Raw genomic sequence first — 13,889 nt, 5'->3', positions numbered from 1 at the left:
ATAATAAAAGAACTATTATCTAGCGAAATGAGGTGTTGTATATATGGAAGAACTTTTGAAACAATTGATGGTCGAACTCAAGGAATTCAGAAGTGATGTGGATGAAAAATTTACTGGTGTCGATAAACAATTGGACAGTATTAATAAACGATTCGACAGTGTGGAAAAAGGGCAAGAAGAAATTAAAGCCACAATTCGACACAGTATTACGTTAACAACAGAGAACTTTACTGAAATCCGCAAAGATATACGCGATAAAAATCATAGCACCCAGGCTGACGTTGATCTTTTATTTAGAGAAGTTGAAGGTCTAAAAAGACAAACCAACAAAATTGAACAAAGATTATCCAACTAAATAACCCTATAAAAAATCCTGTAAGAAGTGAAATAACTTCTTACAGGATTTTTTCAATTCATGTCTTGTTCTAAGCTTTTTGACCGAAATTGACGAATCAACACAAGTAACATGATTTCGACAATAAAGGACACAATCGCTAGTACGAGTATGATTGGCAACAAAGCCACTTCGGGTAAGATAAATATAAAAAGTGGAATAATTTGCGAGCTGACTGTCAGAATGATATAGAAACGCAACAAATGGTCCGTTTTCTTCTCAAGTGGTTGGAATGAGACTTCTTGTGTGATTTCTAGTAGCCCGCGCATAAGGTGATAGACGAATCCCAAGTGGATAAGCGTGATGACTGTAAACATGCCCATTAGCAGAAAAGTAGTTGTCGTCAATTGCGGCTGTCCGACAAAAGTTTCTTCGAATTGGTAGATTAACGGAACAGACACTACTGCGAGTAGTAATACATAAAGTTTAGCTTTCGAAAAGTGGATCGAATAGGAGACTAATCCTGCTAAACCTAGGTAGATGAATAGATAACCGAGGAAATCAGGAAATATATCGAAATGATTAATATGAAAATCTAGAAAAACGAGGAGTGTCCCCCAAAATATTTTATTTAGCGCAGATGCCACTCTTATCGCCCCTTTCTGTTTCTATATATATTGAGCATAGATATTACAAGTGAAAACAAAGCGAAGACATCCCCAAGCCCCGAAGCGAACTTTAAGGGAATCTTTATCTTAGCTCATGTAGTCGTATTCATAATAAAATCAGGCTATTACTATCCTATAATACATTTTCAACATACTAAAGGATTTGTACTTACTACCAATTATCTTGCATTAAGGTGTTTTACTATTTATAATTATCTAATAATTAATGAGGGACATTAAAGGGGGCTTGGCGATGTTTATTGCAGAGAAACTGAAGATTATTTCCGAGGCATATCCAGAAAGAGTTATTACATCGTTTAATGGAAAAGAACTTTCATACGGGGAATTCTATCGTAAAGCTGAGAATCTAGCAGGGCATTTTCAAGATTTAGGTTATGTGAAAGATGACATTTTAGCATTCTGTCTGATGAATTCAGATTCCTTTTTAATAGGCTACTATGCATGCCAAATAGGCGGATTTACAGCGCTACCCATCAATACAAAGTTAACTGCACCGGAAATGAACTACATTTTAGCACATTCAGAAGCGAAAGGGCTCATTTATGATGAACGACTGGCAACTGTGTTTGATTTACTTGAAGGGAAATTACCCGCGTTACAACATAAAATGGTGATCAATCATGAATTCGAAGCGATTATCGACGGCGAACACCGTCATGTCGAACGACGGGAAGCATTAGATGCTGATACAGCGGTTGTCTTTTACACATCTGGAACAACCGGTCGGCCAAAAGGCGTTATGCTAACCAACAGAAATGTTGCTGCAATCGCTGAAATATGGAGTGAATCGATGGAAATGGATCAGGATGATCGCATGCATATTGTGGCTCCGCTTTTCCATTGTGCGGCAAGTCATGTATTTAGCATACCCGTCATTTACCAAGGTGGAATGGTCATCATTGAGGAAGCGTTTTCTCCAGAAGCAACAATTCGTACGATGGAGCAACAACGCGCGACGATATTCTTCGGTGTGCCGGCCATGTACAGTATTCTTCTGAATACGCCGTCGCTGGAAAAGGCGGATCTATCCAATTTACGACTGTTCTGTTATGGAGCAGCGCCGATGCCTTATGAACTTGTGAAAAAAGTGAAAGCGTTGTTCCCAGACGTCAACGTACAAAACTTGTATGGGCAGACGGAAAATTCACCGGGTGCGACGACGTTGAAAGATCAACATGCATTGTCAAAAATCGGTTCTGTAGGCGAACCATTGCCACAAACTGAAGTACAGGTAATGGATGAGTTTGGTAAACCGCTTCCGACGGGTCAGGTGGGTGAGATCGCTGTGAAAGGCCCTCAAGTGATGAAAGGCTATTTGAAAAATGAAGAAGAAACTGCACGAACGATAAAAGATGGCTGGATGTACAGTGGTGATCTCGGTCGTTTTGATGAAGACGGACTGCTTTATATTGTGGATCGTAAAAAGGATATGATCATCCGCGGGGGAGAAAACGTATATCCGGTAGAAGTGGAAGAAGTGTTATATGCCATTCCAGAGGTACTCGAGGCAGCAGTCGTTGGTATTCCTCATGAAATATACGGAGAGGTTGCGAAAGCGTACATCGTATTAAAAGAAGGGAATAAGCTTACTGAACAAGCAGTTATCGATTTTTGTAAAAGCCAGCTGGCTTCCTTTAAAATACCATCTGCTATCGAATTTCTCGACACACTCCCGCGGAATGCCAGCGGAAAAGTCTTGAAAACAATACTTAGAGACCCAGTCAACATATAATATGAAACACATGTGTTAATTAACCCCTTTCTTGCATAAAGAGCAGGTAAGCAAGGCTTGAAAAACGCCATTTTCACTGGTTCATTTTCGGTCCGCTTTCAGCGAACTATTCATGACACCTTTACCGAGGGGCCACACCCTTTTCAGTAATCCTGTTACGAATAGTTGCTTGTCGCGTTCCTACAACGTTCAAGTGAAAAATACAGCTGTTTTTTAAAAAGAATAGATGACTTTTTATAAAGGCTTTAAGTGCCCGAAGATACAATTTCGGGCACTCTAGCACGTTGTTCAATGTGATCCTTACTAACTTTTAGCAAATAGTATGCTTCTTATCATGCGATGATCTATAAAAAAGTGACTCTTCCTTACCTAAAATTGACAAGACTATGGAGAAGGCTTCAGCTGCCAAAATTGTATCTTTGGCGGCTAATATCCAGATAAGAAGCCCCGCTATTCTTTCGTCCCGAAAAGTTTTAGCACTTTGCTTATGCATGCATTTGGAGCGCGACGGATGAATAAGCACCATACGATTACCGAAAAAATGTGTAGGAATGCGACGAAGTCGCATTCCTACACATCAAGACACCTCGGTAAACGTATAGAGGTCGTTCAATCCAAAGCAATCTAAAAGTAATTGTACAAGAAGTGCCTAATGTTTCATTCGGTTATTTACTGGTTGTTTTTGGTTACTCAACACATGTGAATATGAAAAGCAGTTTGGACCCTAGTCGGCATCCAAACTGCTTTCTTCATTTTTTACACGAACGGCGATATCAGGTTTATCTGTGAACACACCATCTGCTCCAAGTTTTAAAAGTTTACGGATTGTTTTTTCGTCGTTGACGGTGAAAGGATGGACGTCCAATCCTTCTTTATGCATCGCGTCTATAAATTTCTTTGTCACTGAATCCACGTTCAAACCTACACCTGATGCATACTTTAGTAGCTGCCGTACTTTCTTTTTTGAAAGATGTGCTTCCTTGTCGAATGAATATAATTTGATAAGCGGAATAGATGGTTCCATGTCGAATATGTTCTTCAAACTATTTTCACTAAATGATTGAATGACTACTTTTGGTATACCATCATCACTTGAGAGAAGATTATTAGCTCGAAGTTGCCTTAGGAGTTCTTTTTCGATACCTGGATACTTATTGGGCGATTTCATTTCAATATAGTAATTGACCGAGTCACCGAAATGGAGAAAGATATCCTCTAATTCAACAATGCGCAATTGCTTATAAATAGGTGAAGCATACCGAGGGTTCGTTTCATTAAATTCCTCACCCGGCAAATAGAGTTGAAGTTCATTAAATGTCACATCAGCAACAGCTTGTTCAGTATCCTGAAACATTAAATAGGAGTCATGTAAGGCAACGAGTTTTCCGTCCTTTGTCATGTGTAAATCAAGTTCGATATAGTCTGAACCCATTTGCACAGCTAACTCATAGGCGGCTAACGTGTGAGGTGGTGCATATGCGGATGCACCGCGATGGGCGATGACAAGGAATTCATCATCAGGTAAAGACGCACGTTCAACAGTGGGCTTCGTAGAACCAGATGACAGTAAAAGCAATAGAAGCACCACCATTACTCTTTTCATCGCGATCACTCCTTATTTAATCTATATATTCGTGACTACATATTTAGAATTAACTAGGTGGTGTACCTCACCCGTATAACGAACAACTCTAGCGAAGGAGCGACAAGTGTGAGCCGTAGCAATAAGACCGACAGGGATCTTCTGACGGGCTTATTGCGTGAGGCCATCACCAAGCGACAAAGCGGTGTTGAAAGAACATTCTATTTGTTGAATTATTACTAAATACGAATGTAAATGTTTGTAAAGATTCTGATAAAAATGCAGGGAATAGATTCTTTTTATAGAAAGGTATACCAGAGAGTTGAACTTATCGCCTTTTAAAAAGATAAGAAAGTATCTGTTTTTTGATTTAGAACAGTGTCTAGCTCTAGGCGCCAACCCCTCGGGTCATAAGCCGTTTTGCTGTGGGGGCTGAAGTACGCCTCCTCGCAAACCGTCTTATGCCTGTCGGGGCTGGACGGCGCCTTGCGCTTTTCTTAATTGGGTTTTCTAATGGAAAGGGATTGAACTTGTGAAAAAAGTGGAGCTTATTAATTTGTCAAAGTCATACGATAAACAAGTGGATGTTATCTCCAATATAAACGTAACCATTGAGCCTGGCGAGTTTTTTGTCCTTGTCGGTCCTTCCGGTTGTGGGAAAAGCACGATGCTCCGGATGATTGCGGGTCTTGAGAATATTACGAGTGGCACGCTTAAAATCGGTAATCAGGTTGCCAACCACTTATCACCCGATAAGCGTGACCTTTCAATGGTATTCCAAAACTATGCGCTTTATCCACATTTGACAGTTCAACAAAATATTACGTTTGGGCTCGATGTGAAAAAAGTGAAGAAAGCTGTACAGCGAGAACGGGCGGCTGAAGTGGCGAAGATGTTGGGGCTTACCGATTACTTAAAAAGGAAGCCACGTGAACTATCAGGTGGTCAGCGGCAGCGAGTTGCGCTTGCCCGGGCAATTGTGAGTGAATCGCCGATTTGCCTGATGGATGAACCGTTATCTAATTTGGATGCGAAGTTGCGGGCTCATATGCGTACGGAAATCAGACGGATCCAGCGGAAGCTAGGTATTACAATGATTTATGTGACGCATGACCAAGTTGAGGCAATGACGATGGGGGACCGTATTATGATCCTTCATGAAGGGAAGATCCAACAAGTCGGAAAACCGATTGATATTTACAACAATCCGGCCAATCCATTTGTCGCCACGTTCATCGGTTCACCACCAATGAATTTAGCATATTCCGATGTCGATAAAAAAGCTTCAGCAATCGTCATTGGAGATATACTGCGTTTGCCCGTACCGTCTGAGGAAGTTATTGGTATCCCTGAGTATCAACTTGTTGCGGGCATCCGACCGGAACATTTACGACCAGCCTTAAAAGATACGCCAGAAAAGGATAAGCTGTATGTCGTCGTAACGAACGTTGAGATTTTGGGCAATGAAACCGTGTTTTCATTTAAATTGGGTACCAATGAATGGATGGCCAAATGGAGTGGACAATGGCATATCGACATTGGAGATTCAATTCCAATCCTTATTGACTACGGCGCATTCTGTCTCTTTGAAGCTAGAACTGGTGATTTAATCAAAAAGCCGACGGACCTTGGAAACTTCGTATTCGGCAAAGAGGTGCTTGTATGACTTCGCTTGAAAAGCCGGGAATCTGGAAAAAGACGACGAATGGCAGAACAGCGCTTCTTTATTTACTGCCATCGATAGTCCTTTTTTCAGTGTTTGTCTTTTATCCGATGTTTAGAACAATTTACTTAAGTTTTTTCTTAACAGACCAAAATGGAAACGCCGCGATATGGGTAGGTTTTGAAAACTATACGTATTTACTAGAGTCCACTGCATTTCTCAATAGTATGAAAGCAACCGGGTTGTTTGTCTTATACACAGTACCTATTGGCATCATCTTAGCGTTATTTTTTGCCTTGTTAGCGAATGAAAAACTGAAAGGGATAGGATTCTTTCGAACAGTATATTCGTCAACAATGGGAATTTCTGTTGCAGCGTCATCCGTGATTTGGTTATTCATGTTTAATCCCAGTATGGGGATGTTCAATCGGATGTTGAGCATGCTGAATTTGCCACAAATACAGTGGCTGCTTGATCCGGAGTGGGCACTTCTATCCGTCTCCATTTCGACGATTTGGATGAACATCGGCTTTTCGTTTCTCATTTTACTCGGAGGGTTACAAAATATTGATGAACATCTCTATGAGAGTTCCAGGATCGATGGAGCAGGATATTTTTACAGATTGCGTCGGATTACGCTTCCGATGTTGTCACCAACTTTGTTTTTCATCATTACTATTTCACTCATTAATGCGTTCCAATCGTTTGGCCAGATTGATATTTTGACGCAAGGCGGTCCGTCGGCATCGACGAATCTAATTGTTTACTCCATTTACCGTGAAGCATTCATCAATTACCAGTTTGGAACAGCGAGTGCGCAGGCGGTCACTTTGTTTATCATTATTCTGATTGTGACTATTCTTCAATTTAAACTAGGGGAAAGGAGGGTTCATTACCAATGACAACAAGCCTTCCTAAAAAGATTTGGATCTATTTCCTGCTAATTACTACATCTTTTCTTGTATTCTTTCCAGTTATGTATGCGTTTTTGATTTCATTTATGACAGGACCCGAACTATTGCAGGGGAAGTTTTTACCACAGTCATTTAGTTTGGATAACTATATTAAAGTGTTTGATAGGTTGCCATTGTTGAATTACTTATTGAACAGTTTCATCGTTTCCGTAAGCGTGATGCTTGGGCAACTGGCGGTGTGTAGTCTTGCTGCTTATGCCTTCGTTTTCATCCGGTTCAAAGGGCGCGATTTCATCTTTTTCCTGTTCATATCGACAATGATGATCCCGTGGGAAGCAACCATGATTCCAAATAAATTCACAATCCAAAAACTCGATTGGCTCAATACGTATCAAGGGTTGACGCTTCCCTTTTTCGCACTGGCGTTTGGAACGTTCCTACTGCGACAACATTTCAAAACGATTCCGAAAGAGTTGCACGAAGCTTCTCAAATCGCAGGTCTAAGTAAATTCGCCTTTTTCCGACGTGTGATTTTGCCAGTCTCAAAAACGAGTCTTGTCACGCTTGGTGCATATGGCTTTTTAACGACTTGGAATATGTATTTATGGCCGTTACTTATCACGACAAATACATCTGTGCGAACCGTTCAAATCGGTTTAAAGCAATTACAATCCCAAGAAACGGGAACTGAATGGGGGGTGGTTATGGCAGGTGTTATCGTAGTAATTATTCCGACATTATTATTGTTATTTATCGGGCAGAAGCAATTGCAGAAAGGTTTATCTCAAGGTGCTTTAAAATAATGATTACTATTATGACAAAGGGGTGCTCAGTAGGATGAAAATGTTGAAATTATCGTTCGTTTGGCTTCTTATTTTGAGTTTGGCCGTTCTCGCAGCGTGTACGAACAGTGATAGTAGTACAAAAGATGATGAGACCGAAACGTCCAAACCTGCTACTAGCGAAGGAACAGAAACGGAAGAAAGCGATGAAAAAGTGTCCATTGAATTTTGGCATGCAATGTCCGGTACAGGACAGGAGTCACTCGATTCAATCGTCAAAGGTTTTAATGACTCACAAGATAAGTATGAAGTGGTAGCCGAATTCCAAGGTACCTATGAAGAATCGCTGACAAAGTTACGTGGTGTCGGTGGGACAAAAGATGCTCCAGCTATTACGCAAGTATTCGAAGTCGGTACAAAATACATGATCGACAGCGGATATATTGAGCCAATGCAGAAGTTCATCGACAAAGATAATTATGATTTATCTCAGCTTGAAGAGAATATTTTAAATTACTATAAAGTTGACGGTGAGCTCTATTCGATGCCATTCAACTCATCGACGCCGGTAATGGTCTATAACAAAGATGCGTTCAAGGAAGCTGGACTTGATCCTGAAAAAGCACCCGAAACGTTTTCAGAAGTAATTGATGCGGCAGCAAAACTGAAAAAGGGTGAGATGTATGGATTCTCCATGTTGACGTATGGTTGGTTCTTTGAACAGCTTGTTGCAACGCAAGGCGGATTATATGTCGATGAAGACAATGGTCGTTCAGGTGACGCAACGGAAGCGCTCTTTAACGGGCCAGAAGGACTTAATGTCTTTAGCTTCTTGGATACTATGAACAAAGCTGGTACATTCGGTAACTTCGGAACGAACTGGGATGATATTCGCGCAGCATTCGCATCCGGAAAAGTTGCTATGTACATGGATTCGTCAGCAGGAGTAGCAGGAGCCATTACCAATGCGCCATTTGACGTAGGTGTTGCCTATATTCCGCATGCGGATGAAGTGAAGCGAAACGGTGTTGTTATTGGCGGTGCTTCACTTTGGATGTCCAAAGGCATCGCTGAAAAAGACCAGGAAGCGGCATGGGAGTTCATGAAATACTTAACAACGCCAGAAGTGCAGGCACAATGGCATTTGGATACAGGCTATTTCGCCATTAACCCAATAGCCTATGATGAAGAGAACGTAAAAGAGAAGTGGGCGGAATTCCCGCAGTACAAAGTAACGGTAGATCAGTTGCAAGACACGGTGCCGGGCCTCGCGACACAAGGAGCGCTCATTTCAGTCTTCCCGGAATCACGCCAGCAGATTGTCACTGCATTGGAAGATCTTTATCAAGGAAAGGACCCACAAGAAGTACTTGATAAAGCAGCTGAAGGAACAAACCGAGCAATGGAGATTGCCAATAAAACGAAGAAATAGAACTATAGATAATAAGCCCCTATTTGAACAAAATAAAATAGGGGCTTATTTCGTATTATTCTAAAAATGAGTGTAATCAGTGCGGGATATTTCGGATTCCGTGATATGCTAGAAAGTGAGTTGGCTAGCTTACTAGAACAACTTTGTCATTCCGTGTATTCGCACGGAAATGAATACAAAATAAGGGAGATGGACGAATGTCTTTATTTAAAAAGACGGGGTTGTGGATTGTTATTTTGGCACTCACATTCAGTGGGTTATTGTTTACACCTCAAGCGAATGCAGCTACGAAAACGCAAGATGTGACCCGGGGTGAATATATCACAGCAATCGTTAAAGCACTTGAATTTGAATTAAGTGACGGCGAGACGCTCGAATTTACAGATGTAGATGCACAATTGGCACCTTACGTGGAAGCCGCACAGAAAATGGGCATCATCAAAGGAGCTACTTCAACAACTTTCAAGCCGAGTCAAAAGCTGACACGTGAGCACGCATTTCTGATTGCGTCCCGGGCCATCAAGTCAGAAGAAGTTTTTTCTACTGATTTGCTTGATAAATTCAAAGACAAAAGTTCATTTAAGACAAACGAATTTGTGGAGCTTTCAAGAAGTGTCGGACTCGGGTTGTTACAAGGGTTTGAAGACGGCACGGCAAAACCTCAGAAGCTCGTAACAAAAGTACAAGTTACTAAAATTATTGATCGATTGTTACGTGCATATAATGTGGAACCGCCAACGAATTCAGTTTCACTGCGCATTTTAGGAACATCTGATTTGCATACGAACTTTGTTAACTATGATTATTATCAGGACAAAGTATCGAATGAAGTAGGACTTGCGAAAACAGCGGTCTTAATTGAAGAAGCGCGTGCAGAAAAGCCAAACAATCTCCTGTTTGATAACGGAGATTTAATCCAAGGAACGCCACTTGGTGGTTATAAAGTAACCGTAGACAAGCTTGAAAAAGGTGAACTTCATCCGGCACTGGCTGCCCTCGAGTCACTTAATTATGATGCAAGTACATTAGGCAATCATGAGTTCAACTATGGTTTGGATTATTTGGATTCGGTATTGGAGGAAGCGCCATTCCCGGTATTGAACGCCAATGTCTATGATGCAAAAACGAAGAATAATCGCTACACACCTTATGCTATTTTCGATAAAGAAGTTGTCGATGGGATAGGCGAAACGCATACGTTGAAAGTTGGCGTTATCGGTGTTGTTGCACCGGGAATCGTTCGTTGGGACCGTGCACTGCTTGACGGTAAAGTGACTGTAGAAGATGCAGCGAATACAGTTGAGAAATTCATCCCCGAGATGAAGGGGCAAGGCGCTGATATTATCGTGGTCTTGTCACACTCAGGAATGGGAGATGAAATCCATACTGTTGATGAAGATGATGTAACGTATCAAATTTCACAACTCGATGGTGTAGATGCAATTTTGACAGGTCATAACCATGCAGTATTCCCTGGAGATTTTGGGGATCTTAAAAATATTGATATGGAACAGGGAACAGTGAACGGAACACCTGTCGTGATGCCGGGTAAATTTGGTAGTCACTTGGGCGTCATTGATCTTGAACTAAAAAAATCAGGCGATCAATGGGCTGTTATCAAAGGTAAAGGTGCAGTGCGTGAAATTGATAAAAAATCAGATAAAGTTGTTCAAAAAGTAATCGATGCAGTAAAAGAAGCACATGAAGGAACAATCGAGTATGTACGCAGTCCAGTAGGTAAAACTACGGCACCAATCAATAGTTACTTTGCTCTTGTGAAAGACGATCCTTCAATTCAAATTGTAACAAATGCACAAAAATGGTTTGTTGAAGATAAGATTAAGGGCACTGAATACGAGAAACTGCCTGTCCTATCATCAGGAGCCCCATTTAAAGCAGGTGGTCGTAATGGAGCAAACTATTACACTGAAATTCCAACAGGTGAAATTGCCATTAAAAACGTGGCAGACCTTTACGTATTCGACAATACAGTGTTCGCAATTGTTATGACAGGCGCAGATGTTAAAGAATGGCTTGAAATGTCGGCAGGTCAATTTAACCAAATCGACCCGTCATCTAAAGAACAACAAAACTTAATTAACGAAGAGTTCCGTACGTATAACTTCGATGTTATCGATGGAGTCACATATGATTTTGACGTCACTCAACCTGCTAAATATGATTACGATGGAAAAACGATTAATGACTCAGCTAATCGAGTTGTCAATTTGCAGTATGATGGAAAACCGATTGATTCAAAACAAAAATTCCTCGTAGTGACGAATAACTATCGTGCAAGCGGAGATTTCCCAGGTGTACGCAATGCTACAGATTCAATCGATTACGCTTATGAAAATCGCCAGGCAATCATGGACTACATGATTGATGTAGGTACAATTGACCCATCTGCAGACAGCAACTGGGCATTCGCACCATTGAATGAAAGTATCAATGTTACATTTGAAACGTCTGGAAAAGCGAAAGAAATCATCCCACAAGGAAGCGGTATTGAATATCTGTCTCCAACTGATGAAGGTTTCGCGAAGTATTCATTGAAACAGAAATAATGTACTGAATGAAAACGTACAAAGGGAGAAAATTCCTTTGTACGTTTTTTATTGCCTAGGAAATTATCAAATTTCGTACTGGTGATAAGTTGTAACGTCGAGATTTACATCTGGTCCCCCAACCCGCAACCCCTGTATCCACGCGAATTCATGAATTTAGAACGTCTTCCTTTACCTTAAGGCCCCCAGAATTTTTCGGGTCTAGAAAGCCGCTCGCGCTTTTGTTAATTAGCGAATGGTTGGCTGAGACGGATACTGGGAAAACAATATAATTGCGAATGAAGACAACGTATTTCGCAAAGTAAACTGCGTTTAGGAGCTAGTAAATAAGTATAATTCACTGTAACAAGAAGTGGTGTTAAATTAATCCGAAAAGATAGTAGGTATATTATTCTAATTATTCCGAATTAGTATATAAGTAATGCTATTATCCGTCAATAGTTATATAATTTGAATAGGCTAAAAGATCGTGGGGGGAAATGATGAAATTTACTGTAGCGAAAAAATTATGGTTGGGATTTGCAACGATATTGACATTACTTGTCATTGTGGGGGGCCTGAGTTTATGGTCAACAATTCGGATTGGCTCAGATTATACTTTTTTATTGGATGATCGTGTAAAAAAAGTAGAATTGGTAGATGAATTCATCTTGAAACACAATCAAATCCAAGATGATGTGCGAGGTTTTATGCTTTTCAAAGACGATAAGCATTTGGAATCGCGGACGGAAAATATTAACCGTTTCAACGAATTGTATCAAGAATTAACCGTCTTACTTCAGACAGGAAAACATAAGGCCTTACTGGAAGATCTTGAGGTGGCACGTACGAAATATTTAAACCTGCAAGATGAGATTGTACTGAATGTCCAAGAAGGAAAAGATCGTAAAGCGACGGAACTTGGACGAGCTTCGGCAAATGTGGGCGCTCTTGTACTGGAAAATGCTGTAATCATCAAAGCGGATCAATTTCAGGAGCAAAAGAAGACCCGTGCTGAGCTGGAAAGCTTCATGATGGGCACAATTATCTTTGTAATTGGAATTATTATTTTTGCAACGCTTCTAGGTATTGTCATTTCTACATTCATCAGCCGGGGTATCGCGCGTCCTGTTCGTGTAGTAACGGATGGGTTGAATGAAATTGCATCAGGAAACTTAACAATTGATTTACTAAAAGTTAAAAACAAAGATGAAATTGGGGATATGGCGGCTGCATTCAACAAAATGGGGACAGATGTAGCAAATATGGTACGTAAAATCAATCTTTCTGCTACACAGTTAGCGGTTCAGTCAGAAGAATTGTCCGCAAGCTCAGAAGAAAGTTTAGCATCTTCTGAAATGGTTGCTAAGACTGCTGAGAATCAGTTAATGGGCAGTGAAAAGCAACAGAGAATTATTGAACAATCCAGTTCTTCCATGGAAGAACTATCATTAGGGGTTGCAGAAATTGCAAGCAATAATGAAGAGATGTTGCAATCAACGGAAACTGTATCGAAACTTGTTACTACGGGTTCAAGTGTAGTCGGGGAAGTATCAGTCCAAATGACAACAATTCATACGACAATCCAGGAATCTTCTGTAATCATGGAGGAAATGGCGCAGCATTCAAATGAAATACAGAAAATTACGACTCTCATCACTTCTATTGCCGAGCAGACGAATTTGCTTGCACTCAATGCGGCAATCGAAGCCGCGCGTGCAGGAGAATACGGCAAAGGCTTTGCAGTTGTAGCAGAGGAAGTCCGAAAACTGGCAGAACAATCGAAGACCTCTGCTACAGAAATCGGCACAATGGTAAGCATGATCCAAAACGCGTCCAAACGGGCAGTCACTTCCATTAACGCTGGCAGTGAGCGCGTAGATATCGGTATCGCTGCAACGGAACAGTCGCGTCTGGTCTTTGAAGAAATTCAAAACGCAGTCGGCGATGTTGCAACAAAAGTCGAGACAGTATCTGCTGCAATTGAAGAAATCCAGGCGATGGCAGAAGAAGTGAGCTATGGTGCTGGTGAAATCGCCCAGCTGAGTGGCGAGGCAGCTGTGTCTGCGGGGGATACAAGCGCAGCAACAGAAGAACAGTTGGCGGTCAATGAAGAGATTTCATCTAGCGCGCAAGCACTGGCAAAACTTGCCGAAGATCTCCAAATGGAAATGAAGCATTTTAGGGTATAAATAGTAAAAAGAGCTAGTCAAAG

10 protein-coding genes are annotated in these 13,889 nt (G+C 41.0%); 8 read left to right on the top strand and 2 right to left on the bottom strand.

From position 1 onward, the window contains the following. Positions 1-43 precede the first annotated feature (43 nt). Entirely contained in the window at positions 44-355 is a 312-nt protein-coding gene (locus MKX62_RS02640; RefSeq protein WP_067212212.1) for a hypothetical protein, read from the top strand. Positions 356-408: 53 nt separating this feature from the next. Here the strand turns inward: MKX62_RS02640 and MKX62_RS02635 are convergent, their stop codons facing one another. Further along, positions 409-981, bottom strand: a complete 573-nt coding sequence (locus tag MKX62_RS02635; RefSeq protein ID WP_340740607.1) for a hypothetical protein — start codon at positions 979-981, stop codon at positions 409-411. Between the two features lie 274 nt (positions 982-1,255). Here MKX62_RS02635 and MKX62_RS02630 point away from each other — a divergent pair, with 274 nt between their 5' ends. Then, complete coding sequence (locus MKX62_RS02630) at positions 1,256-2,755, top strand: class I adenylate-forming enzyme family protein (protein ID WP_340740606.1); 1,500 nt, start codon at positions 1,256-1,258, stop codon at positions 2,753-2,755. Between the two features lie 724 nt (positions 2,756-3,479). Here MKX62_RS02630 and MKX62_RS02625 read toward each other — a convergent pair. Beyond that, entirely contained in the window at positions 3,480-4,358 is an 879-nt protein-coding gene (locus MKX62_RS02625; protein WP_187045646.1) for a glycerophosphodiester phosphodiesterase family protein, read from the bottom strand. 511 nt (positions 4,359-4,869) lie between these two features. Between MKX62_RS02625 and MKX62_RS02620 the strand changes: the two genes are divergently transcribed. The 6 genes from MKX62_RS02620 to MKX62_RS02595 all read left to right on the top strand — a co-directional run bounded on the left by MKX62_RS02620 (position 4,870) and on the right by MKX62_RS02595 (position 13,866). Continuing rightward, positions 4,870-6,003, top strand: coding sequence for an ABC transporter ATP-binding protein (locus MKX62_RS02620; RefSeq protein ID WP_340740605.1), 1,134 nt, complete (start codon positions 4,870-4,872; stop codon positions 6,001-6,003). Beyond that, positions 6,000-6,902: a carbohydrate ABC transporter permease gene (locus MKX62_RS02615; RefSeq protein ID WP_067212202.1), complete on the top strand. Its 903-nt coding sequence runs from the start codon at positions 6,000-6,002 to the stop codon at positions 6,900-6,902. The genes MKX62_RS02620 and MKX62_RS02615 overlap by 4 nt, the downstream gene beginning before the upstream one ends. Further along, positions 6,899-7,717 carry a carbohydrate ABC transporter permease gene (locus MKX62_RS02610; RefSeq protein WP_338655419.1) on the top strand — a complete coding sequence of 273 codons (819 nt, stop codon included), beginning with the start codon at positions 6,899-6,901 and terminating at the stop codon, positions 7,715-7,717. The genes MKX62_RS02615 and MKX62_RS02610 overlap by 4 nt, the downstream gene beginning before the upstream one ends. A 34-nt stretch (positions 7,718-7,751) precedes the next feature. Then, a complete protein-coding gene (locus tag MKX62_RS02605) occupies positions 7,752-9,128 on the top strand; it encodes an ABC transporter substrate-binding protein (RefSeq protein ID WP_445683516.1) in 1,377 nt (458 codons plus the stop codon). A gap of 197 nt (positions 9,129-9,325) precedes the next feature. Beyond that, positions 9,326-11,695 carry a bifunctional 2',3'-cyclic-nucleotide 2'-phosphodiesterase/3'-nucleotidase gene (locus MKX62_RS02600; protein WP_340740604.1) on the top strand — a complete coding sequence of 790 codons (2,370 nt, stop codon included), beginning with the start codon at positions 9,326-9,328 and terminating at the stop codon, positions 11,693-11,695. Between the two features lie 482 nt (positions 11,696-12,177). Beyond that, the gene (locus MKX62_RS02595; RefSeq protein WP_340740603.1) at positions 12,178-13,866 is read left to right on the top strand and encodes a methyl-accepting chemotaxis protein; all 1,689 of its coding nucleotides are present in this window, start codon (positions 12,178-12,180) and stop codon (positions 13,864-13,866) included. Positions 13,867-13,889 lie beyond the last annotated feature (23 nt).

Source organism: Sporosarcina sp. FSL K6-5500 (assembly GCF_038005665.1).
Lineage (GTDB): Bacteria > Bacillota > Bacilli > Bacillales_A > Planococcaceae > Sporosarcina > Sporosarcina psychrophila.
This window is presented reverse-complemented; position numbering and strand designations above follow the sequence as displayed.

Coding starts and splice junctions, on each gene's coding strand:
- MKX62_RS02610 (WP_338655419.1), top strand. CDS start 6,899: ATGACAACAAGCCTTCCTAAAAAGATTTGGATCTATTTCCTGCTAATT.
- MKX62_RS02595 (WP_340740603.1), top strand. CDS start 12,178: ATGAAATTTACTGTAGCGAAAAAATTATGGTTGGGATTTGCAACGATA.
- MKX62_RS02605 (WP_445683516.1), top strand. CDS start 7,752: ATGAAAATGTTGAAATTATCGTTCGTTTGGCTTCTTATTTTGAGTTTG.
- MKX62_RS02625 (WP_187045646.1), bottom strand. CDS start 4,358: ATGAAAAGAGTAATGGTGGTGCTTCTATTGCTTTTACTGTCATCTGGT.
- MKX62_RS02600 (WP_340740604.1), top strand. CDS start 9,326: ATGTCTTTATTTAAAAAGACGGGGTTGTGGATTGTTATTTTGGCACTC.
- MKX62_RS02630 (WP_340740606.1), top strand. CDS start 1,256: ATGTTTATTGCAGAGAAACTGAAGATTATTTCCGAGGCATATCCAGAA.
- MKX62_RS02640 (WP_067212212.1), top strand. CDS start 44: ATGGAAGAACTTTTGAAACAATTGATGGTCGAACTCAAGGAATTCAGA.
- MKX62_RS02615 (WP_067212202.1), top strand. CDS start 6,000: ATGACTTCGCTTGAAAAGCCGGGAATCTGGAAAAAGACGACGAATGGC.